Raw genomic sequence first — 22202 nt, forward strand, 5'->3', positions numbered from 1 at the left:
GCCGTCACTTCCGGGGAAGGATCAGACATGAACGACCAATTGCGCAATGCCTTCACTTCCGTCGCGCCACCGATCGTCGCCTCGCCGGCCAAGCGAATCCAGGCGCTGACCGGCGATCCTGACTTCATGACCTCCTTGGCCCGCGGGTTGGCCGTGGTCCAGGCCTTCCAGGAGCGCAAGCGGCACCTGACCATCGCCCAGATCAGCCATCGCACGGAAATTCCCCGCGCCGCCGTCAGACGTTGCCTGCATACCTTGATCAAGCTTGGCTACGCCACCACGGACGGGCGTACCTATTCGCTGTTGCCTAAAGTGTTGACCCTCGGTCACGCCTATCTGTCCTCCACGCCCCTGGCCGTTTCTGCCCAGCCGTACCTGGACCGCATGAGCGAGCAACTGCACGAAGCCTGCAACATGGCCACGCTTGAAGGCGACGACATCCTCTATATCGCCCGTTCCGCCACCACCCAGCGCCTGATCTCGGTTGACCTGTCGGTGGGAGGGCGCCTTCCCGCCTATTGCACCTCGATGGGCAGGATTCTCCTGGCGGCCCTGGATGACGCTTCGTTGCGCGATTACCTCGACCATGCCGACCTGCAAGCCAAGACCAGCCGCACTTTGCATACACCCGAGGCGTTGCTCGAATGCCTGCAACAGGTGCGCCAGCAGGGCTGGTGCATCGTCGACCAGGAACTGGAACAGGGCCTGCGTTCGATTGCCGTGCCGGTGTACGACGCTTCCGGCCAAGTGGTGGCCGCGCTCAACGTCAGCACCCATGCTGGGCGGGTCAGCCGCAATGAGCTGGAACAGCGCTTCCTGCCAGGCTTGCTGGGGGCCAGTCGCGACCTGAGCGCGCAACTGTTCACTTAAGCTGTTCGATAAACGCACACAGTCGGCGACGATGAATTGACGGTATTTGCCTGGCCTCATTAATGTCGCGCAGCGTCATCCGGCGTGTTTCGCCGGTCTCTGATTCGTTCGCCTGCGTTTCTTGCGTGGAATAAAAATAAAATGAACCAGCCCCAGACCTCCGTAGGCAACTGCCTTGATGTGCAGTCCTTCATCAATGCCCAACCCATTTCGCGCTATCAGTGGCGGGTGGTGATCCTCTGTTTCCTGATTGTGTTCCTTGACGGCCTCGACACCGCGGCCATGGGGTTCATCGCCCCGGCCTTATCCCAGGACTGGGGCATCGATCGCGCCAGCCTCGGCCCGGTGATGAGCGCCGCGCTGATCGGCATGGTGTTTGGCGCACTGGGCTCAGGGCCGCTGGCTGACCGCTTCGGGAGAAAAGTCGTACTGGTGGGCGCGGTCCTGCTGTTCGGCGCGTTCAGCCTGGCGTCGGCCTACAGCACTAACGTCGATCAATTGCTGGTCTTGCGTTTCCTCACCGGCCTGGGCTTAGGCGCAGGCATGCCGAACGCCACCACCTTGCTCTCGGAATACACCCCGGAGCGCAAGAAATCCTTGCTGGTGACCAGCATGTTCTGCGGTTTCAACCTTGGCATGGCCGGCGGCGGGTTCATCTCCGCCAAGCTGATACCGGCGTTTGGCTGGCACAGCCTGCTGCTGATTGGCGGGATCCTGCCGTTGATCCTGGCGGTGGTATTGCTGTTCTGGCTGCCGGAGTCGGCGCGTTACTTGGTGGTGCGCAATCGCGGTACCGACAAAGTGCGCAAGACCCTGGCACCCATCGAGCCGCATACCGTGGCCCAAGCGGCGAGCTTCAGTGTGCCGGAACAGAAAACCGTGAAAGCCCGTAACGTACTGGCGGTGATTTTCTCCGGCAGCTACAGCGCCGGCACCTTGCTGCTGTGGCTGACCTATTTCATGGGGCTGGTGATCGTCTACTTGCTGACCAGTTGGCTGCCGACCTTGATGCGCGACAGCGGCGCGAGCATGGAACAGTCCGCGTTTATCGGCGCGTTGTTTCAATTCGGCGGCGTGTTGAGCGCCGTCTTCGTGGGTTGGGCGATGGACCGGTTCAATCCGCACAAGGTCATCGGCCTGTTCTATCTGATGGCCGGGGTGTTTGCCTACGCGGTGGGGCAGAGCCTGGGCAATATCACTTTGCTCGCCACCCTGGTGCTGGTGGCGGGCATGTGTGTCAACGGCGCGCAATCGGCGATGCCTTCCCTGGCGGCGCGTTTCTATCCGACCCAGGGCCGGGCCACCGGCGTCTCGTGGATGCTGGGTATCGGTCGCTTCGGGGCGATCCTCGGGGCCTGGATGGGCGCGACCCTGCTTGGCCTGGGCTGGAATTTCGAGCAGGTCCTGACCGCGCTGGTCATCCCCGCCGCCCTGGCGACCACGGCGGTGGTGATCAAGGGCATGGTCAGCCATGCGGATGCGACCTGAGCCAACGGCATAACCCTTGTGGGAAGACAAAACTGTGGGCAGGCAGGATCCCTGTGGGAGCCGAGCTTGCTCGCGATAGCGGTGGATCAGGCATGTATCCATCGCTGACACATCACCATCGCGAGCAAGCTCGGCTCCCACAGGGTCTGCTCTCACGGGGGGGGGGCTCCGTGTACTTTGGTAGATCGATAGCCAAACAACAATCTGTTCGATAAACGAACACTCAGTCGATTATCGGATTGTTTGGCGTTATCCCGAAGCTTAATCTTCAGTCACCTCGGCGCTTAACCTCGCGCTTTTTTCTTCATGTCGGTCTACTGGAAAACGGGAGCCTGCCCCATGGCTGAAATCCTTTCGCTGCACGACGCGGTGAAGCAATTCGTCAACGACGGCGATACCGTCGCGCTCGAAGGCTTCACTCACCTGATTCCTACGGCGGCGGGTCATGAAATCATTCGCCAGGGCAAGAAAGATCTGACCCTGGTGCGCATGACGCCTGACCTGATCTATGACCAGTTGATCGGCGCCGGTTGTGCTCGCAAGTTGATTTTCTCCTGGGGCGGCAACCCTGGCGTCGGGTCGTTGCACCGCTTGCGCGATGCCGTGGAGAAACAGTGGCCGCACCCGCTGGAGATCGAGGAACACAGCCACGCCGACCTGGCTAACGCCTACGTCGCCGGCGCCTCCGGCCTGCCATTCGCGGTGTTGCGGGCCTACGCCGGCTCCGACCTGCCGAAGGTCAACCCGCTGATCAAGAGCGTGACCTGTCCCTTCACTGGTGAAGTCTTGGCCGCCGTGCCTTCGGTGCGCCCGGACATCACGGTGATCCACGCCCAGAAAGCCGACCGCAAGGGCAACGTGCTGCTGTGGGGCATCCTCGGTGTGCAGAAAGAAGCCGCCCTGGCCGCCAAGCGTTGCATCGTCACCGTGGAAGAAATCGTCGACGACCTGAATGCGCCGATGAACGCCTGCGTGCTGCCGACCTGGGCGTTGAGCGCGGTGTGCCACGTACCGGGCGGTGCTCATCCGTCCTACGCCCACGGTTACACCGAGCGTGACAACCGTTTCTACCAGGCGTGGGACCCGATCGCCCGGGACCGTGAGACCTTTACCGCCTGGATCAACGAATACATCCATGGCACTAAAGACTTCAGTGAATTCCAGGCCAGACTGGCAGCCGCTTCGCAGGTGAAACCATGACCTACTCCACCAACGAAATGATGACCGTCGCCGCGGCGCGTCGCTTGAAAAACAATGCCGTGTGCTTCGTTGGCATCGGCCTGCCGTCGAAAGCGGCCAACCTGGCGCGCTTGACCTCGTCGCCGGACGTCGTGCTGATCTACGAGTCCGGCCCGATCGGTGCCAAGCCCAGCGTGCTGCCGCTGTCCATCGGCGACGGTGAGCTGGCGGAAACCGCCGATACCGTCGTACCGACCGGTGAGATTTTTCGCTACTGGCTGCAGGGCGGGCGTATCGACGTCGGTTTTCTTGGCGCGGCCCAGGTCGACCGTTTCGGCAATATCAACACTACGGTGGTGGGTGACTACCACCAGCCGAAAGTCCGCCTGCCGGGTGCCGGTGGCGCACCGGAAATCGCCGGCTCGGCCAAGAGTGTGTTGATCATCCTCAAGCAGTCCGCGCGTTCGTTTGTCGACAAGCTGGATTTCATCACCTCGGTCGGCCATGGTGAAGGTGGCGATTCGCGCAAGCGTCTCGGTCTGCCGGGCGCAGGGCCCGTGGGCATCATCACCGACTTGTGCATCATGGAGCCGGAAGCCGGCAGTCATGAATTCGTGGTCACCGCGCTGCACCCCGGCGTGACCCGCGAACAAGTCATTGCGGCCACTGGATGGGCGATCCGTTTCGCCGACCAGGTGCAAATCACCGCCGAGCCGACCGAGGTGGAGCTGCGCGCCCTGCGCGACCTGGAAGCTCGCACCGCGGCGGCCCACGGCCAGGCACCGGGAGAAGCCTGATGCGCGACGTTTATATCTGTGATGCGATTCGAACCCCCATCGGTCGGTTTGGCGGCGGTTTGTCCACCGTGCGCGCCGATGACCTGGCGGCCGTGCCGATCAAGGCGTTGATGGAACGCAACCCATCGGTGGACTGGAGTGCCGTGGACGAGGTGTTCCTCGGCTGTGCCAACCAGGCCGGCGAAGACAACCGCAACGTGGCGCGCATGGCGCTGCTGTTGGCGGGCTTGCCGGAAAGCATTCCCGGCGTGACCCTCAATCGTCTTTGCGCCTCGGGCATGGATGCCATTGGCACGGCGTTCCGCGCCATCGCCAGCGGCGAGATGGAATTGGCGATTGCCGGCGGCGTGGAGTCGATGTCCCGTGCGCCGTTCGTGATGGGCAAGGCCGACACCGCGTTCTCCCGCAACATGAAACTGGAAGACACTACCATCGGCTGGCGCTTCATCAACCCGTTGATGAAAGCCCAGTACGGCGTGGATGCGATGCCCCAGACCGCCGATAACGTGGCCGATGACTACGCCGTGTCCCGCGCCGACCAGGACGCTTTCGCCTTGCGCAGCCAACAGCGCACGGCGGCGGCCCAGGCAGCAGGCTTTTTCGCCGAAGAAATCGTACCGGTGCGCATCACCCATAAAAAAGGCGAAACCGTGGTCGAGCAGGACGAACATCCTCGCGCCGACACCACGCTGGAGACCTTGAGCAAACTCAAACCGGTCAATGGCCCGGACAAGACCGTCACCGCCGGCAACGCCTCGGGTGTGAACGATGGCGCGGCGGCGTTGATCCTGGCATCGGCCGAAGCGGTGAAAAAACATGGCCTGACGCCGCGGGGCAAAGTGCTGGGCATGGCCAGTGCCGGTGTCGCGCCTCGGGTGATGGGCATCGGCCCGGTGCCGGCGGTGCGCAAGCTTACTGAACGCCTGGGCCTGGCCGTCGCGGATTTCGATGTGATCGAACTCAATGAAGCGTTTGCCAGTCAGGGCCTGGCGGTGCTGCGTGATTTGGGGCTGGCGGACGATGCGCCGCAGGTCAACCCGAACGGTGGCGCCATCGCCCTCGGTCATCCACTGGGCATGAGTGGGGCGCGCTTGGTGATGACGGCGCTGCACCATCTGGAAAAGACCGGCGGCAGGAAAGGCCTGGCGACCATGTGTGTCGGCGTCGGCCAGGGTCTGGCATTGGCAATCGAACGCGTCTGACGCGTCGCTCTACTAATAAGAAACCGAGGAATGCTTCATGACTGACAAGCCTGGTTATCGTCGCCCTCAAGCGGGCACCCAGCCGGAGTATCTGCACCCGCCGTACCAGTCCACCAACCTGCGCTCGCCGTCCAAGCCATTGGTGTTCCTGCCGCATTCGCTGTCGGAAATTACCGGCCCGACTGTCGGCGCCGACCGCTTGCAGGAAAAGGACCACGACCTGACCGCCCAGCATGCCGGCGAGCCACTGGGGGAGCGGATCATCATTCACGGGCGCGTGCTGGATGAGCACGGCCAGCCGGTGCCGGGCATCCTGGTGGAGATCTGGCAGGCCAACGCCGCCGGTCGCTACAACCATGACCGTGACAACCATGATGCGCCGCTGGACCCGAATTTCACCGGCACCGGTCGTACCGTCACCGACGCCGACGGCTGGTATCAGTTCCAGACCATCAAGCCCGGCGCTTATCCGTGGGGCAACCACCACAACGCCTGGCGCCCAGCGCATATCCATTTCTCACTGTTCGGGCCGAGCATTCTGACGCGCCTGGTGACGCAGATGTATTTCCCGGGCGATCCGTTGCTCGAATACGACCCGATCTACAACTGCGTGCCGGACACCCGCGCCAAAGAACGCCTGATCGCCCGTTTCGACCTGGAAAAAACCGTCCCTCACTATGCCCTCGGTTACCGCTGGGACATCGTCTTGCGCGGCCGCGATGCCACGCCGATGGAGAAATAAGATGACGCTCACCGCCACCACGTCCCACACCGTTGGCCCGTACTACCACATCGGCCTGACCTGGCTGAACCGCGAAGACCTGACCGTCGCACAAACCCTCGGCCAGCGCGTGGCGATCACCGGGCAGGTGGTCGACGGTAACGGCCAGTTCGTCAACGACGCGATGCTGGAAGTCTGGCAGGCCAACGCCGCCGGCAAATACGCTCACCCGGAAGACGACCAGGACAAACCCCTGGACCCGCACTTCGAAGGCTTCGGCCGGGTGCCGGTGGATGCCGAAGGGCGTTTTCGCTTCACCACCATCAAGCCGGGCACCGTACCGGGGTTGGCAGGCACGACCCAGGCACCGCACCTTGTGGTGCTGGTGTTCGCACGCGGGCTGGTCAAGCATTTGCTGACGCGCATCTACTTCGACGGCGAACCGGCCAACGAAACCGACCCGCTGCTGGCCTGCGTGCCCGAAGAACGTCGCGCCACTATCGTGAGCAAGCCTGATGCGTCGGGCGTGTATCAGTGGAACGTAATCCTGCAGGGAACGGATGCCGAGACGGTGTTCTTCGACTACTGAGTAATTGCACCTGTGGGAGCGAGCTTGCTCGCGATAGCGGTGGGTCAGCTTGCATCCATTATTGATGGTGCCGCCCTCATCGCGAGCAAGCTCGCTCCCACAGGGTGCCAGTACAGGCAATGCAATACTGTGGAACGGGAGTGTTACGAAGTGTGTCTAGAATTCGTCAGTCCCTAACGAGTGAACAACCCATGACCATCCCAATCAGCAGTCACTACACCGGTGAAGAGCGCAGCAAGCGCATCTTCGCCATCGTCGGTGCTTCATCCGGCAACCTGGTCGAATGGTTCGACTTCTACGTCTATGCGTTCTGCGCGATTTATTTCGCCCCGGCGTTCTTTCCCTCGGACAACCCGACGGTGCAATTGGTCAACACGGCGGGTGTGTTTGCCGCCGGGTTCCTGATGCGGCCCATCGGTGGCTGGATTTTCGGTCGGGTGGCGGACCGTCACGGGCGCAAGAATTCAATGATGATCTCGGTGCTGATGATGTGCTTCGGCTCGTTGCTCATCGCCTGCTTGCCCACCTATAAGGACATCGGCGTCTGGGCGCCGGTACTGCTGTTGTTCGCGCGTTTGCTGCAAGGCCTGTCGGTGGGCGGCGAATACGGCACCACCGCCACCTACATGAGCGAAGTCGCCCTCAAGGGCCAACGTGGCTTTTTCGCCTCATTCCAGTACGTGACACTGATCGGCGGGCAACTGCTGGCGGTGTCGCTGGTGGTGATCCTGCAACAGTTTCTCAACGAAGATGAATTGCGCGCCTACGGCTGGCGTATCCCATTTGTGGTGGGGGCGGCTGCGGCGTTGATTTCCCTGTTGCTGCGGCGTTCCCTGAAGGAAACCAGCAGCAAGGAAATGCGCGAGAACAAGGACGCCGGCAGCATTACGGCGCTGTTTCGCGACCACAAGGCGGCGTTCATTACCGTACTGGGCTACACCGCCGGCGGCTCGCTGATTTTCTATACCTTCACCACCTACATGCAGAAATACCTGGTGAACACCGCCGGCCTGCACGCCAAGACCGCCAGCTACATCATGACCGGCGCGCTGTTTCTCTATATGTGCATGCAGCCGCTGTTTGGCATGCTCGCGGACAAGATCGGCCGGCGTAACTCCATGCTCTGGTTCGGTGCCCTGGGGGCGTTGTGCACGGTGCCGATCCTGCTGACCCTCAAAAGCATCAGCAGCCCGTTCCTGGCGTTTGTCCTGATCACGTTGGCGCTGGCGATCGTCAGTTTCTACACCTCCATCAGTGGCCTGGTGAAAGCTGAAATGTTTCCACCTGAAGTGCGGGCGCTGGGAGTAGGGTTGGCCTATGCGGTGGCCAATGCGATTTTTGGCGGATCGGCCGAATACGTCGCCTTGAGCCTGAAAGCCCAGGGCATGGAGAACGCCTTTTATTGGTATGTCACGGTGATGATGGTGGTGGCGTTCCTGTTCAGCTTCCGCCTGCCCAAGCAACCGGCGTATTTGCACCATGACCTTTGACTCAACTGCGTCGGCCCGTGAGGCCGGCGCCCCCAAGGACTGTTTATGAGCGAACGACCGGGCAATCAGCTGTTCGATGCCTACTTCACGGCCCGCGACATGCGCGAGGTGTTCTGCGATGCGGGGCGGGTCCAGGCCATGCTGGATGTCGAGGCCGCGCTGGCCCGGGCCGAGGCACGGGTAGGGTTGATCCCCCAGGACGCGGTGGCGCCGATCGAGAACGCCTGCCGTGCCCAGTTGTACGATTTTTCGGCATTGAGCGAAGCGATTGCCAGTGCCGGCAATTCGGCGATTCCGCTGGTCAAGGCGTTGGGCAAGCGCATCGCCACCCAGAGCGCCGAAGCCGAACGCTACGTGCACCTGGGCGCCACTAGCCAGGACGTGATGGACAGCGGATTGGTGCTGCAACTGCGCCAGGCGTTGGGCTTGATCGAGGGCGAGTTGGCGCAACTGGCCGCCACCCTGGCCCGACAAGCCGAACGTTATGCCGCCACGCCGTTGGCCGGGCGCACCTGGCTGCAACACGCGACGCCGGTGACCCTGGGCATGAAAATCGCCGGTTGGTTGGGGGCTGTCACTCGCAGTCGCCAACGCTTGCGGGAGCTCAAGCCGCGCTTGCTGGTGCTGCAATTCGGCGGTGCCTCCGGAACGCTCGCCGCATTGGGTGAACAGGCGCTGCCGGTCGCCGAAGCCTTGGCCGCCGAACTGCAACTGACCCTGCCGGAACAGCCGTGGCACACCCAGCGTGATCGCCTGGTGGAGTTCGGCGCGGTGCTGGGGTTGGTCGCCGGCAGCCTGGGCAAATTGGGCCGCGACATCAGCCTGTTGATGCAAACCGAGGCCGGCGAAGCGTTCGAACCCTCCGCGCCGGGCAAGGGCGGTTCATCCACCATGCCGCACAAGCGCAACCCGGTGGGCGCGGCCGTGCTGATCGGCGCAGCGACGCGAGTACCAGGTTTGTTGTCGACGCTGTTCAGCGCCATGCCCCAGGAACACGAGCGCAGCCTGGGCCTGTGGCACGCCGAATGGGAAACCCTGCCGGAAATCTGCTGCCTGGTCTCCGGTGCCTTGCAACAGGCGCGGCTGCTGGCCGAAGGGCTGGAAGTGGATGCTGTGCGCATGGCCCGCAACCTGGAACTGACCCAGGGCTTGGTGTTGGCCGAAGCGGTGAGCATCGTTCTGGCCCAGCGTGTGGGACGCGACACGGCGCATCATTTACTGGAGCAATGCTGCAAGCGCGCCGTGGCCGAACAGCGGCATCTACGCGAGGTGCTGGAGGACGAACCCCAGGTCACCGCGCAGCTATCCGCGACCGAGCTTGATCATTTGCTTGACCCGGCCCATTACCTCGGACAAGCCCAGACTTGGGTCGCCCGAGCCGTGGCCGAACACCTTGCCTTGAACGCCTGAAAGGAGATTGTTGTGGGATTCGTCAAACTCGCCGAGGGCGATCTGAATTACCGATTGGACGGGCCGCAAGACGCCCCGGTGCTGGTGCTCTCCAACTCCCTGGGCACCGATTTGCACATGTGGGACGAGCAGGTCGTGGCCTTCAGCGAACACTTTCGCGTGCTGCGTTTCGACACCCGTGGTCATGGTCAGTCGCTGGTGACCGAAGGCCCCTACAGCATCGAACAACTGGGCCGCGACGTGCTGGCGATGCTCGATGCCCTGGGCATCGACAAGGTGCATTTCTGTGGCTTGTCCATGGGTGGGCTGATTGGCCAGTGGTTGGGCATCAATGCTGGCGAGCGCCTGCGCAAACTGGTGGTGTGCAACACCGCTGCCAAGATAGGCGACCCGTCGGTGTGGAACCCACGCATCGAAACCGTGCTGCGTGACGGCAAGGATGCGATGGTGGCGTTGCGTGACGCCTCGATTGCCCGTTGGTTTACCCCCGACTTTGCCGAGGCCCAGCCTGCGACGGCAAAAAAAATCACTGACATGCTGGCCGCGACCTCGCCCCAGGGTTATGCCGCCAACTGTGCGGCGGTGCGCGATGCCGATTTCCGCGAGCAGTTGTCATCGATCCGCGTGCCGCTGCTGGTGATCGCCGGCACCGAAGATGCCGTGACACCGCCGTCGGGTGGGCACTTTATCCAGGAGCGGGTCAGTGGGGCCGAGTACGCTGAGTTCCATGCCGCGCACCTGTCCAACGTCCAGGCTGGCGCGGCGTTCAGCGCGCGGGTGCTGGATTTCCTGCTTGATTCTGGCCGGGCCTGAGGAGTTTTCTGTGGACGAGAAACAACGTTACGACGAAGGCATGCAAGTACGCCGCGCGGTGCTGGGCGATGCCCACGTCGATCGCAGCCTCAATGCCCTGACCGAATTCAACAGCGAATTCCAGGAGATGATCACCCGCCATGCCTGGGGCGACATATGGACCCGCCCGGGCCTGCCGCGCCATACCCGCAGCCTGATCACCATCGCCATGCTGATCGGCATGAACCGCAACGAAGAACTCAAATTGCACCTGCGCGCCGCCGCCAACAACGGCGTGAGCCGCAGCGAGATCAAGGAGGTGATCATGCAGAGCGCCATCTACTGCGGCATCCCGGCGGCCAATGCCACTTTCCACCTGGCCGAGTCGGTCTGGGATGAACTGGGTGTCGAATCCCGGACTTGAGCATCACCCCAACCCCTGTGGGAGCGAGCTTGCTCGCGATAGCGGTGGGTCAGCTGGCGACGATGTTGAATGTGATGACGCCTTCGCGAGCAAGCCCGCTCCCACATGGATTTTTACTGGTCACCGGATCTGCGTTCACCCCCAAACTCCCTGTGGGAGTCAAGACTGTGGGAGCAAAGCTTGCTCGCGATGCAATGCCACACTCAACAGAAATGCCACTGACCCACCGCTATATCGCGAGCAAGCTTTGCTCCCACACTGGATCTTCAGTGAGTACACATTTTGTGCTCGACACAGATCCCCTGTGGGAGCGAGCTTGCTCGCGATGACGGTGGTACAGCTTCCATCCATGTTCGGCGTCTACAGCAGGCTGATCGGATAGCTGACGATCAACCGGTTCTCATCGAACTCATTGCTGCTGTAATCCCGGCGCATCGTCGAGTTGCGCCATTTCACATTGAGGCTTTTCAGCGCACCGCTCTGCACGGTATAGGCCAGCTCACTTTCACGGCCCCATTCCTTGCCGTCGTCGACCGTGGCGGTGTGCACGTTGTCACCGCTGATGTAGCGGTTCATCAGGGTCAGGCCCGGCACGCCGACGGCGGCGAAGTTGAAGTCGTGGCGCAGTTGCCAGGATTTTTCCTTGGCGTTGTCGTAGCTGGAGTTGTAACTGTCGTTCGCCAGGGTGCCGCCGCTGGTGCCGTTGACGCGCATCCAGGCGTCATCGCCGCCGACTTTCTGCAGGCCGACATAGAAGGTGTTGCCACCGTATTTGGCCGAGAGCATGGCGAACGCGGTTTTGTTGTCCAGGTCGCCGGCCAGTGCGCTGCCGTTTTCCTTGCCGGTGAAGTAGCCGAGGTTGGCGCCCAGGGTCCAATCGCCGATGGGTTGGCTGTGGGTCAGGTTGAAATATTGCTGCTGGTAGATGTCGGACAGTTCCGCGTACCAGACACCGACCTGGGTGCGTTTTTCGTTGAAGGCGTATTCGCCGCCACCGAAGTTGAAACGGTCGGAGGTGAACGCGCCGCGGCCGTTCATCGACATGTCTTCCATGCTCGCGTCGTTGCGCGGGCTGTTGCCGCGGAACTGGCCGCCGTAGAGGCTCAGGCCGTTGATTTCGGTGGAGGTCACCTGACCGCCACGGAAGGTTTGCGGCAGGGAGCGGCCATCGTCGGAGCGCAGGATCGGCAGCACCGGCATCCATTCGCCGACCTTCAACTCGGTCTTCGACACCTTGGCCTTCAGGGCTACGCCCAAACGGCCGAAGTCATCGGCGGGGCGACCGTCGTCATGCACCGGCAGCAACTGGGTGCCGGCGGTGCCGCGACCGCCATCGAGCTTGACCGAGTACATGCCCAGGATGTCCACGCCGAAACCGACTGTGCCTTGGGTGAAACCGGACTTGGCGTCGAGGATGAAGCTCTGGGTCCATTCCTCGGCTTTGCCCTGGGCATTGTTCGGGTTGGTGAAGTTGCGGTTGATGTAGAAGTTACGCAGGTTGAGGTTGACCTTGGCATCCTCGACAAACCCCGATTCCGCGGCCAAGACGGGCAGGGCGGTGCTGGTCAGGGCGACGGCGATGAGGCTGGGGAACAAGTGCTGTGTGGGTTTCATGGGCGTGTCTCTAATTGTTGTGGGCGAAGCGAGTCGTTGCCGCAACGTTGGGTTGCAGACGGTGCGGTGGAACCTGGGCGGTTAGGCGATCAAGGGATCAGCCGGGTGAGGCGGGGCGTAGGGGCATGTCGTCGAACCTGTTGTTATTGGTTTTGTGGGAGCGATGGTGAAGGGCCGCTCGGGATCGGTTCAATTGCTGTTTGCGGGTTTTGGGCGATTATCGAACGGCAAAAATTACATCGGCCCAATGCCATTCCTGTGGGAGCGAGCTTGCTCGCGATGGCGGCCTGTCAGTTGGCTTTGCTCTTGTTGACTGAGTACATATCCGTTTTCGCGGTAACGGCGACTTAGGGGGCCGCCCTTACGGCGGGTCACTTTTGAAGGCGCAAAAGTAACCAAAACGCTCCTGCCCCACCACTCGGCACCTCGCTTAGGCTCGGTGTGCCCGAACGCGGGCATTGTGGTTAACGGGGCGCCGAGATCAACGTCCACCACGAGGCGGCCTAGTAGCCGACCTGGCTCTCCTGGTCGTACACCCATCAGATCTGTTTGAGCAGGTCCTGTGGGAGCAAAGCTTGCTCGCGAAACAGGCGCCTCGGTTCCTGAAAGACCGCATCGCCTCCATCGCGGGCAAGCCTTGCTCCCACATAGGCCAGCGTTAAAGCGCACACAAACAAAAAGCCCACCTTCCGGTGGGCTTCGTGTTTCAGCGTTCAGGCTTCAAATCAGAACAATTTCAGTGGCGGAGCTTTCTCCGCCACCGGCTCGTTCTTGCCCGTCTCGGCATTCCAACCACCGCCCAATGCCTTGTACAGATTGACCTCGCTGGTCAGTTGCGCAAGGCGGTCAGTGATCAGCGACTGTTGCGCGCTGAACAACTGGCGCTGGGCGTCGAGGAAGGTCAGGTTGCTGTCGACGCCGATGCGGTAGCGACGCTCGGCCAGGCGGTAGTAGTCCTGGTTGGCGGCGACGAAGTCGGTCTGGGCCTGCAACTGTTCGTTGTAGGTCTGGCGCGCGGCCAAGCCGTCGGAAACTTCCTGGAACGCTGTCTGAATCGACTTCTCGTACTGCGCGACGTTGATGTCTTTCTGAATCTTGGCGTAGTCCAGGCTCGCGCGCAGGCTGCCGGCGTTGAAGATCGGCAGGTTGATTTGCGGCGCGAAGGTCCAGGTGCCCGAACCGCCTTTGAACAGGCCGGACAGGTCCGGGCTCAGGGTGCCGGCGTTGGCCGTCAGGCTGATGCTCGGGAAGAACGCGGCCCGTGCGGCACCGATGTTGGCGTTGGCGGCCAGCAAGTTGCGTTCGGCCTGGAGGATGTCCGGACGACGTTGCAGCAGGTCCGATGGCAGCCCGGCCGGCACTTCGCTGAGCAGGTCATCACTCAACGGTTGCGAGTTCAGGTTGGCCGGCAGGCCTGTACCCAGCAGCAGGGTCAGGCTGTTCTCGTCCTGGGCGACCTGGCGGGTGTAGCGGGCCAGTTGCACACGGGCGTTTTCCACCGCGGTGCGCGCCTGGCTCAGGTCCAGGGCCGAGGCGACGCCGACTTCGGCGCTGCGCGAGGTCAGCTTGAAGCTTTGCTCGTAGGCCCCGAGAGTTTCCTGGGTCAGCTTGAGCAGTTCCTTGTCGGCCTGCCAGGTCAGGTAGGCATTGGCGACGTTGGCCACCAGGCTGATCTGGGTGCTACGGCGGGCTTCTTCAGTGGCAAAATAGCTCTGCAGCGCTTGCTCGCTCAGGCTGCGAACCCGACCGAACAGGTCCAGTTCATAGGCGCTGATGCCCAAGGTCGCCGAATAGGAACTGCTGATCGCCGCTTCGCCGGTTTGCGAAGCCCGTGCCGGTACCCGCTGACGGTTGCCGGAGCCGGTGGCCGAGACCGCCGGGAACAGGTCCGCACGCTGGATGCGGTATTGCGCGGCGTAGGCATCGATGTTCAGCGCCGCGACGCGCAGGTCGCGGTTGTTTTCCAGGGCGACCTGGATCAGCTGTTGCAGCGCCGGGTCATGGAAAAACTGCTTCCAGCCTTGCTCGGCGGCGGCCTGGCCGGGCGCATTGGCCGCCTCGTAGGCCGGCCCTTGCGGGTATTGCGCCGCGACCGGTGCTTCGGGCCGCTGATAGTCGGGGATCAGCGAGCAGCCGCTGAGCACGATGGCGGCGATGGTCAGGGAGAGTAGCGACTTGCTCATTGGCCAGCCTCTTTGGAAGTTTCAGGAGTGTCGTGCCCGTCGGTATTTTTGCGACGGCCTATCGACGACACGGTCACGAAGAACAATGGCACCCAGAAGATTGCCAGGATGGTGGCGGTGAGCATACCGCCGATTACACCGGTACCGATGGCGTGCTGGCTGCCCGAACCGGCGCCGGTGGAGATTGCCAGCGGGACTACGCCGAGGACGAACGCCAGGGAGGTCATGATGATCGGTCGCAGACGCATCCTACAGGCTTCAACGGCGGCTTCCACCAGGGTTCGGCCCTGCTCGTGGAGTTCCTTGGCGAATTCCACGATCAGAATGGCGTTTTTCGCCGCCAGGCCGATGGTGGTCAACAAGCCCACCTGGAAGTACACGTCGTTGGACAGGCCGCGCAGGCTGGTCGCCAGCAGGGCCCCGATGATCCCCAGGGGAACCACGAGCATGACCGCGATCGGAATCGACCAGCTTTCGTACAGCGCCGCCAGGCACAGGAACACCATCAGCAGCGACAAGGCGTACAACGCTGGCGCCTGGGAGCCCGACAGACGTTCCTCGTAGGACAGGCCCGTCCAGGAAATGCCGACACCGGCCGGCAGCTTCTTGGCGATGGCTTCGACTTCGGCCATGGCTTCACCGGTGGAATAGCCAGGCGCCGGGGTGCCAAGGATTTCCATCGCTTCCACGCCGTTGTAACGCGCCAGTTTCGGCGAGCCGTAGACCCATTCACCCTTGGCGAACGCCGTGAACGGCACCATGGTCCCGGCGCTGTTGCGCACGTACCACTTCTGCAGGTCTTCGGGGCTCATGCGAGAACCGGGTTGGCCCTGCACGTACACCTTCTTCACCCGACCACGGTCGATGAAGTCGTTCACATAGCTACTGCCCAGGGCAATCGACAGGGTGTTGTTGATGTCCGACAAGGTGATGCCCAGCGCACTGGCCTTTTCGTCATCGATTTCCAGCTGGTATTGCGGCTCGTCGTTCAGGCCGTTCGGACGCACCTGGGAAAGGATTTTGCTCTGGGACGCCATGCCCAGGAACTGGTTACGCGCCTCCATCAACTTGGCGTGGCCGATGCCGGCGCGGTCCTGCAGGAACACGTCGAAACCGGTGGCGTTACCCAACTCCAACACGGCCGGCGGGGCGAAGGCGAACACCATCGCGTCACGGAAGGTGAAGAAGTGCTGCTGGGCACGGGTCGCGAGCTTGAACACGCTGTTGTCGGCGTTACGCTCGTCCCATGGCTTGAGCATGATGAAGGCCATGCCGGAACTCTGGCCGCGACCGGCGAAGTTGAAACCGGTCACTGTGAACACCGACGCCACGGCATCGCCCTCACCGCCGTCCTTGCTTGGACGCAGCAGGAACTCACGCATCTTGTCCACCACCACTTGGGTGCGTTCGGCGCTGGAACCGGCCGGTGTCTGCACCTGGGCGAACAACACGCCCTGGTCTTCTTCCGGCAGGAACGCTGTCGGGATGCGAGTGAACAGCCAGACCATGCCGACCACGATGATGATGTAGGCCAGCAGGTACGGCGCCTTGTGCTTGAGCATATTGCCCACGCCACGTTCGTAGCTCCGTACGCCGCGGTCGAAGTTGCGGTTGAACCAGCCGAAGAAACCGCGTTTCGGCGTGCCGTGCTCACCCTTGGGAATGGGCTTGAGCATGGTGGCGCAAAGCGCCGGGGTGAAGATCAACGCCACCATGACCGACAGGGCCATGGCCGAGACGATGGTGATGGAAAACTGCTTATAGATCACACCGGTGGAACCGCCGAAGAACGCCATTGGCAGCAGTACTGCCGAGAGCACCAGGGCGATACCCACCAGGGCACCCTGGATCTGGCCCATGGATTTCTTGGTGGCTTCCTTGGGCGACAGGCCTTCTTCGCTCATCACCCGTTCGACGTTTTCCACCACGACGATGGCGTCGTCCACCAGCAAGCCGATGGCCAGCACCATACCGAACATGGTCAGGGTGTTGATGCTGAAGCCGAACGCCGCGAGGATCCCGAAGGTACCCAGCAACACTACCGGCACCGTCATCGTGGTGATGATGGTGGCGCGGAAGTTCTGCAGGAACAGGAACATCACCAGGAACACCAGCACGACCGCTTCGACCAGGGTTTCCACCACGCCCTTGATCGATTCGCTCACCACCGGGGTGGTGTCGTACGGGAACACCACCTCCACGCCTTGCGGGAAGAAGGGCTTGAGGTCGTCGATGGTCTTGCGCAGGGCCTTGGCCGTGTCGAGGGCGTTGGCGCCGTTGGCCAGTTTGACCGCCAGACCCGAGGCCGGGGCGCCGTTGAACTGGGCGCTGACGCTGTAGTTCTCACCGCCCAGGCCCACCTCGGCAACGTCGCCGACGCGCACTTGCGAACCGTCCGGGTTGACCTTGAGCAGGATCGCCTTGAACTGCTCGGCGGTCTGCAAACGGGTCTTGCCGATGATGGTGGCGTTCAGTTGCTGGCCGGGCAGGGCAGGCAAGCCGCCGAGTTGGCCGGACGAGACCTGGACGTTCTGCGCGGCGATGGCGTTTTTCACGTCCACCGGGGTCAGGTTGAAGTTGTTCAACTTGGCCGGGTCGAGCCAGATCCGCATCGCGTACTGGGCGCCGAAAACCTGGAAGTCGCCGACACCGGCAGTGCGCGAGATCGGGTCCTGCATGTTGGACACGATGTAGTTGGACAGGTCGTCCTTGGTCATGCTGCCGTCGCGCGACACCACACCGATGACCATCAGGAAGTTCTTCACTGACTTGGTCACGCGGATGCCTTGCTGCTGCACTTCTTGCGGCAGCAGCGGGGTGGCCAGGTTCAGCTTGTTCTGGACCTGGACCTGCGCGGTATCGGAGCTGGTGCCCTGCTCGAAGGTCGCGGTGATGGTCATGCTGCCGTCGGAGTTACTTTCCGAGGACACATACCGCAAGTTGTCGATGCCGTTGAGCTGCTGCTCGATCACCTGCACCACGGTGTCCTGCACGGTTTGCGCGGAAGCGCCCGGGTAGGTCACTTGGATCGCAATGGCTGGCGGCGCAATGCTCGGGTATTGGTTGATCGGCAACTTGAGGATCGATAGAGCCCCGACCAGCATGATCACCAGGGCGATCACCCAGGCGAAAATCGGACGGTCGATGAAAAATTTCGACATGGTTTACTCCCCTTTGCCGCCGGCTGCTTTATCAGCTGCCTGAGCGGGGGCCGGGTTCTTGGTATCGACGTTGGTGGCTTCGGTGGCTTTGACTTCAGCCCCCGGCCGTACGTATTGCAAACCTTCGGTGATCAAGCGATCGCCGGCCTTGAGCCCGTCTTCGATCAACCACTGGTTGCCGACGGTGCGGCTGGCCTTGAGCTGGCGCAGTTCGACTTTGTTGTCGGCGCCCACCACCATGGCGGTCGGCATGCCCTTGAGGTCGCGGGTCACGCCTTGTTGCGGCGCCAGGATTGCCGCGCTGTTCACTCCGGCCCTGCAACTGTGCATGGACGAACATGCCCGGCAACAAGGTGTGGTCGGGGTTAGGGAATACGGCGCGCAAGGTCACCGAACCGGTGGTCTGGTCGACCGACACTTCGGAGAACTCCAGCTTGCCTTCGTGCGGATACTGGCTGCCGTCTTCCAGGGTCAGCTTGACCATGGCAGCGTTTTCGCCGGCCTTTTGCAGGCGACCGCTTTCCAGCTCGCGGCGCAGTTGCAGCAGCTCGACCGAACTCTGTGTCACGTCGACATAGATCGGGTCCAGTTGTTGGATGGTTGCCATGGCATCGGTCTGGCCATTACTGACCAGCGCACCTTCGGTCACCGAAGAGCGGCCGATGCGACCGGAAATCGGCGCATAGACCTTGGTGTAGCGCACGTTGATCTGGGCGGTCTGCAGGTTGGCTTCCGACTCCAGGCGATTGGCCACTGCGGTGTCGTATTCCTGACGGCTCACCGCCTGTTCGTCCACCAGCTGCTTGTAGCGGTCGGCAATCGACTTGGTGGAGCGCAGGTTGGCCTCGGCGCTCTTGAGAGTCGCTTCATAGACGGCCGGGTCGATCTGGTAAAGCTGCTGGCCGGCCTTGACGTCGGCGCCTTCCTTGAACAGGCGCTTGAGAATGATCCCGTTGACCTGTGGCCGTACTTCCGCGACGCGGAACGCACTGGTGCGCCCCGGCAGTTCCGAGGTCAAGGTGAAGGCTTGGGTCTTGAGGGTTACGACGCCGACCTGAGGAGGGGGAGCAGCAGGTGCAGCCTCTTCCTTTTTGCATCCGCTGAGCAGAGATGCCAGGGCGATGGCGGTAACCAGAGCAGTAACAGCTGGCTTGAATTGCATGGAAATCCTCGGGTCCAGGCGCGCAGCGGGCGCACTCGAAAGGTGGAAAGGTAAAAAAGCAGCAGTAATTCAATTAGTAGGATGCTAAGAAATATACTTACGTACATGGTTGTTTGTAAACAGCCAAATTGCGTAATATCCGGATTTACAAAAGCCTGACAAAGGCCAGCGTAGATCGGGGACGCCTTCCAGGAGACGTCGCCTCACATTTTGTTCAGCTGATTCTTACGCATTGCTGACCGCATCCTGATTGAGGTGTTTACTGCCATGGTCCGTCGTACCAAAGAGGAAGCCCAGGAGACTCGCAGCCAGATACTCGAAGCGGCCGAAAAGGCCTTTTTCGAGCGTGGCGTGGCGCGTACGACCCTGGCCGACATCGCGACACTGGCCGGTGTGACGCGCGGTGCCATCTATTGGCATTTCAGCAACAAGGCGGATCTGCTCCAGGCCATGCTCGATACCCTGCACGAGCCGCTCGACGAGTTGGCCCGTGCCAGTGAGAGCGAAGAGGAGCTTGATCCGCTGGGCTGTATTCGCAAGTTGTTGGTCCGGTTGTTCCAGCAAGTGGCCCTGGATCCGAAAACCCGACGCATTAATGAGATCCTGTTCCATAAGTGTGAATTCACCGATGAAATGTGCGATTTGCGCCAGCAGCGACGCGAGGTCAGCCTCGACTGCAATGTGCGCATCGCCCTGTCGTTGCGCAATGCGATGAAACGCGGCCAGTTGCCGGATGATCTGGACCCTGAAAGGGCGGCAGTCGCCATTCATGCCTACATCGATGGCATTTTGTACCAGTGGCTGCTGGCCCCCGACAGCTTCGCCCTGGCGGGTGAAGCCGAGCGTTGGGTGGAGATCGGGCTGGACATGCTGCACTTGAGCCCCAGCCTGCGCAAATGAAACAAAACGCGTAATTGCGTCGGTTTGTGTCAATACGAGCGCGTAAGGATGCTTTTATAAACCGACACTGGCGCGGTTGATAGGCAACCGGCGGCGAATTTTGTAGGAAATTTGTTTCGCGTGGATGAAATGTGCAGGAAGAGCCCGGTTGACAAGGTCTTGCGAACGGGCCGCCAGACGGCCCTGGCGAGGCTGTAAAAACTATGAACCTATGGCGAGGGAGCTTGCTCCCGCGTGAGTGCGAAGCGCTCACAAGGGTTGCTACGCAGCCCAGCGGGAGCAAGCTCCCTCGCCACAAGGATTCAGGCAAGCCTTAAGTGAACAGCATCACGGGCGAGGCCGAATTTTTCAGCTCAGCGTGAGTTCCACGGTAAAACCATAGGGCTCTTCACGGGCTGTGCGAGTGATTCGAGTCGTGCATTGGATCGGGCTTGTTCCAATCGAGGTCAGTGTGTGGGTCCGGACGGGGGTCAGCGTTGGTGAAATAACACCGAAGGATGTATTGACGCGCAAACCGAAGTCAAAACGAAAGCCAAACTCTTTATCGCCGAACACAATGAAATGTTTGAACATGTCCTTACTGGGACTGCCCAGGCGCCGGGTATACGCGAGGTCGAACTTCCAGGCTTGGATATCCCAGGGAAGAATCTGTGTGGGGTGTTGCTCGTCCGCATTCCACTGCAAGTTATGTTCACCGACTTCAAAATCCAAGTCGGTATGGTTGATCAACTTTACGACGAGACGGGTGCGGCTTGGGTTGAGGCGTTCCTGTTCCCAGGCTTGAACCTCCTTGTTGACCTTGTCATTCAGGTTCGCTTTCTCTATCAGCGCCGTGAGCATCGGCACATATTCTTGCGTATCGAGTGATTTGAGGAATTGGTACAACACGGCCAACGGTGCCCAACTGAATTGAGAGGCGATGAGTTCATAAATACTATTGTTGGTCTGTTGGCTGTTTTCTAGGGTAGTGTTCATTTGAAATCCTTTTCAAAGAGAGTGACTGCAAGCGGGCAAGACGTTTGGTCTTGTGGCTGGCGATAATATGGACAGTTAGATGGGTTTTAGAAGTTTGGATGTTTGACTGGATATTAAGCGCAAATAAAAAAGCCCTGGCTCTTTCGAGGCAGGGCTTTTGTTTTTTTAGACTTACATCACTGGATAATCGATATAACCCACCGGACCTTTACCATAGAAGGTCTCCGGGTGCGCTTCGTTCAGCGGTGCATCGGCTTGCAAGCGGGCCGGCAGGTCCGGGTTGGCAATGAACGGCACGCCGAAGGCCACGGCATCGGCCTTGCCCTCGGCCAGCCAGGCGTTGGCGCTGTCCTTGGTGAAGCGTTCGTTGGCGATGTACGGGCCACCGAAAGCCTGCTTGAGTTGTGGGCCGATGCTGTCGTCGCCTTCTTTCTCACGGGAGCAGATGAAGGCGATGCCGCGCTTACCCAACTCGCGAGCCACGTAGCTGAAGGTTTCCAAGCGGTTTTCGTCGCCCATGTCATGGGAGTCGGCGCGTGGCGCCAGGTGCACGCCAACCCGGCCGGCCCCCCAGACTTCGATGGCTGCGTCGGTCACTTCCAACAGCAGGCGGGCACGGTTTTCCAGGGAGCCGCCGTAGTTGTCGGTGCGCTGGTTGGTGCTGCTTTGCAGGAACTGGTCAAGGAGATAGCCGTTGGCGCCGTGGATTTCCACGCCGTCGAAACCGGCGGCCTTGGCGTTCTCGGCACCGACACGGTAAGCGTCGACGATGTCGGCGATTTCAGCGGTTTCCAGTGCGCGCGGCGTTGGGTAGTCGGCCAGCGGACGCACCAGGCTCACGTGGCCCTTGGGTTGGATCGCGCTGGGCGCCACCGGGGTTTCACCGTTCAGATACGACGGATGGGAGATCCGGCCCACGTGCCACAGTTGCAGGAAGATCTTGCCGCCAGCGCCGTGGATCGCCTTGGTGATATTGGCCCAGCCGCGCACCTGATCGTTGGACCAGATACCCGGCGTGTCCGGGTAGCCCACGCCCATCGGCGTGACGGAGGTCGCTTCGCTGAGGATCAGGCCGGCGGACGCGCGTTGCACGTAGTACTCGGCCATCAACGCGTTGGGCACGCGGCCTGCGTCGGCGCGGCAGCGGGTGAGCGGGGCCATGATGATGCGGTTCTTCAGCTCGATGTCGCCGAGTTTGATGGGGTCGAAAATAGTCGCCATGAAAATACAACCTCGAAAGTGAAA

Annotated in this window: 17 protein-coding genes and 1 pseudogene; 12 read left to right on the forward strand and 6 right to left on the reverse strand. The window is 61.5% G+C overall.

Translation table 11 applies throughout. From position 1 onward, the window contains the following. Window positions 1-27: 27 nt before the first annotated feature. From pcaR to pcaC, 11 genes are all read left to right on the forward strand, one after another. Window positions 28-870, forward strand: a complete 843-nt coding sequence (gene pcaR / locus PSH84_RS11305; protein ID WP_003184507.1) for a pca regulon transcriptional regulator PcaR — start codon at window positions 28-30, stop codon at window positions 868-870. A gap of 141 nt (window positions 871-1011) precedes the next feature. Next, window positions 1012-2358: a 4-hydroxybenzoate transporter PcaK gene (gene pcaK, locus PSH84_RS11310; RefSeq protein ID WP_122566802.1), complete on the forward strand. Its 1347-nt coding sequence runs from the start codon at window positions 1012-1014 to the stop codon at window positions 2356-2358. A 339-nt stretch (window positions 2359-2697) separates the two neighbouring features. Next, the gene (locus PSH84_RS11315; RefSeq protein WP_018610924.1) at window positions 2698-3558 is read left to right on the forward strand and encodes a CoA transferase subunit A; all 861 of its coding nucleotides are present in this window, start codon (window positions 2698-2700) and stop codon (window positions 3556-3558) included. After that, window positions 3555-4334: a CoA-transferase subunit beta gene (locus PSH84_RS11320; protein WP_305482906.1), complete on the forward strand. Its 780-nt coding sequence runs from the start codon at window positions 3555-3557 to the stop codon at window positions 4332-4334. The genes PSH84_RS11315 and PSH84_RS11320 overlap by 4 nt, the downstream gene beginning before the upstream one ends. Beyond that, window positions 4331-5536 carry a 3-oxoadipyl-CoA thiolase gene (gene pcaF, locus PSH84_RS11325; protein ID WP_205929615.1) on the forward strand — a complete coding sequence of 402 codons (1206 nt, stop codon included), beginning with the start codon at window positions 4331-4333 and terminating at the stop codon, window positions 5534-5536. Before PSH84_RS11320 ends, pcaF begins: the two co-directional genes overlap by 4 nt. Before the next feature lie 37 nt (window positions 5537-5573). Beyond that, window positions 5574-6278, forward strand: a complete 705-nt coding sequence (gene pcaH, locus PSH84_RS11330; RefSeq protein WP_122566800.1) for a protocatechuate 3,4-dioxygenase subunit beta — start codon at window positions 5574-5576, stop codon at window positions 6276-6278. A gap of 1 nt (window position 6279) precedes the next feature. Further along, window positions 6280-6846 (forward strand): protocatechuate 3,4-dioxygenase subunit alpha, encoded by a 567-nt coding sequence (gene pcaG, locus PSH84_RS11335; protein WP_122566799.1) that lies wholly within the window; start codon window positions 6280-6282, stop codon window positions 6844-6846. 191 nt (window positions 6847-7037) lie between these two features. Further along, window positions 7038-8336, forward strand: coding sequence for an MFS family transporter (locus PSH84_RS11340; protein WP_122566798.1), 1299 nt, complete (start codon window positions 7038-7040; stop codon window positions 8334-8336). 45 nt (window positions 8337-8381) lie between these two features. Beyond that, window positions 8382-9746, forward strand: coding sequence for a 3-carboxy-cis,cis-muconate cycloisomerase (locus PSH84_RS11345; RefSeq protein WP_122566797.1), 1365 nt, complete (start codon window positions 8382-8384; stop codon window positions 9744-9746). Between the two features lie 12 nt (window positions 9747-9758). Continuing rightward, window positions 9759-10559, forward strand: coding sequence for a 3-oxoadipate enol-lactonase (gene pcaD, locus PSH84_RS11350; protein WP_122566796.1), 801 nt, complete (start codon window positions 9759-9761; stop codon window positions 10557-10559). A 10-nt stretch (window positions 10560-10569) separates the two neighbouring features. Beyond that, window positions 10570-10962, forward strand: a complete 393-nt coding sequence (gene pcaC / locus PSH84_RS11355; RefSeq protein WP_122566795.1) for a 4-carboxymuconolactone decarboxylase — start codon at window positions 10570-10572, stop codon at window positions 10960-10962. A 360-nt stretch (window positions 10963-11322) separates the two neighbouring features. Here pcaC and PSH84_RS11360 read toward each other — a convergent pair whose 3' ends face one another. From PSH84_RS11360 to PSH84_RS11375, 4 genes and pseudogenes are all read right to left on the reverse strand, one after another. After that, window positions 11323-12576 (reverse strand): OprD family porin, encoded by a 1254-nt coding sequence (locus PSH84_RS11360; RefSeq protein ID WP_305482909.1) that lies wholly within the window; start codon window positions 12574-12576, stop codon window positions 11323-11325. A gap of 725 nt (window positions 12577-13301) precedes the next feature. After that, the gene (adeC, locus tag PSH84_RS11365) at window positions 13302-14759 is read right to left on the reverse strand and encodes an AdeC/AdeK/OprM family multidrug efflux complex outer membrane factor (RefSeq protein ID WP_122566793.1); all 1458 of its coding nucleotides are present in this window, start codon (window positions 14757-14759) and stop codon (window positions 13302-13304) included. Further along, on the reverse strand, window positions 14756-17920 hold the full coding sequence (gene emhB / locus PSH84_RS11370; RefSeq protein ID WP_122566792.1) for an efflux RND transporter permease subunit EmhB: 3165 nt from the start codon (window positions 17918-17920) through the stop codon (window positions 14756-14758). Before emhB ends, adeC begins: the two co-directional genes overlap by 4 nt. Window positions 17921-17923: 3 nt before the next feature. After that, window positions 17924-19082, reverse strand: a pseudogene (locus PSH84_RS11375) (efflux RND transporter periplasmic adaptor subunit). A gap of 267 nt (window positions 19083-19349) precedes the next feature. Here PSH84_RS11375 and PSH84_RS11380 point away from each other — a divergent pair. Further along, window positions 19350-19982 carry a TetR family transcriptional regulator gene (locus tag PSH84_RS11380; RefSeq protein ID WP_186704494.1) on the forward strand — a complete coding sequence of 211 codons (633 nt, stop codon included), beginning with the start codon at window positions 19350-19352 and terminating at the stop codon, window positions 19980-19982. A gap of 348 nt (window positions 19983-20330) precedes the next feature. Here PSH84_RS11380 and PSH84_RS11385 read toward each other — a convergent pair whose 3' ends face one another. Continuing rightward, window positions 20331-20957, reverse strand: a complete 627-nt coding sequence (locus PSH84_RS11385; protein WP_305470074.1) for a hypothetical protein — start codon at window positions 20955-20957, stop codon at window positions 20331-20333. A gap of 171 nt (window positions 20958-21128) precedes the next feature. Further along, window positions 21129-22178, reverse strand: a complete 1050-nt coding sequence (locus tag PSH84_RS11390; protein ID WP_122566788.1) for an alkene reductase — start codon at window positions 22176-22178, stop codon at window positions 21129-21131. Between the last annotated feature and the right edge of the window lie 24 nt (window positions 22179-22202).

This window comes from Pseudomonas beijingensis (assembly GCF_030687295.1).
Classification (GTDB): domain Bacteria; phylum Pseudomonadota; class Gammaproteobacteria; order Pseudomonadales; family Pseudomonadaceae; genus Aquipseudomonas; species Aquipseudomonas beijingensis.

What these genes read in the sequence shown, in the direction of transcription:
- pcaR (WP_003184507.1), top strand. Translation starts at nt 28, where the DNA reads ATGAACGACCAATTGCGCAATGCCTTCACTTCCGTCGCGCCACCGATC.
- pcaK (WP_122566802.1), top strand. Translation starts at nt 1,012, where the DNA reads ATGAACCAGCCCCAGACCTCCGTAGGCAACTGCCTTGATGTGCAGTCC.
- PSH84_RS11315 (WP_018610924.1), top strand. Translation starts at nt 2,698, where the DNA reads ATGGCTGAAATCCTTTCGCTGCACGACGCGGTGAAGCAATTCGTCAAC.
- PSH84_RS11320 (WP_305482906.1), top strand. Translation starts at nt 3,555, where the DNA reads ATGACCTACTCCACCAACGAAATGATGACCGTCGCCGCGGCGCGTCGC.
- pcaH (WP_122566800.1), top strand. Translation starts at nt 5,574, where the DNA reads ATGACTGACAAGCCTGGTTATCGTCGCCCTCAAGCGGGCACCCAGCCG.
- pcaG (WP_122566799.1), top strand. Translation starts at nt 6,280, where the DNA reads ATGACGCTCACCGCCACCACGTCCCACACCGTTGGCCCGTACTACCAC.
- PSH84_RS11340 (WP_122566798.1), top strand. Translation starts at nt 7,038, where the DNA reads ATGACCATCCCAATCAGCAGTCACTACACCGGTGAAGAGCGCAGCAAG.
- PSH84_RS11345 (WP_122566797.1), top strand. Translation starts at nt 8,382, where the DNA reads ATGAGCGAACGACCGGGCAATCAGCTGTTCGATGCCTACTTCACGGCC.
- PSH84_RS11360 (WP_305482909.1), bottom strand. Translation starts at nt 12,576, where the DNA reads ATGAAACCCACACAGCACTTGTTCCCCAGCCTCATCGCCGTCGCCCTG.
- adeC (WP_122566793.1), bottom strand. Translation starts at nt 14,759, where the DNA reads ATGAGCAAGTCGCTACTCTCCCTGACCATCGCCGCCATCGTGCTCAGC.
- emhB (WP_122566792.1), bottom strand. Translation starts at nt 17,920, where the DNA reads ATGTCGAAATTTTTCATCGACCGTCCGATTTTCGCCTGGGTGATCGCC.
- PSH84_RS11380 (WP_186704494.1), top strand. Translation starts at nt 19,350, where the DNA reads ATGGTCCGTCGTACCAAAGAGGAAGCCCAGGAGACTCGCAGCCAGATA.
- PSH84_RS11385 (WP_305470074.1), bottom strand. Translation starts at nt 20,957, where the DNA reads ATGAACACTACCCTAGAAAACAGCCAACAGACCAACAATAGTATTTAT.
- PSH84_RS11390 (WP_122566788.1), bottom strand. Translation starts at nt 22,178, where the DNA reads ATGGCGACTATTTTCGACCCCATCAAACTCGGCGACATCGAGCTGAAG.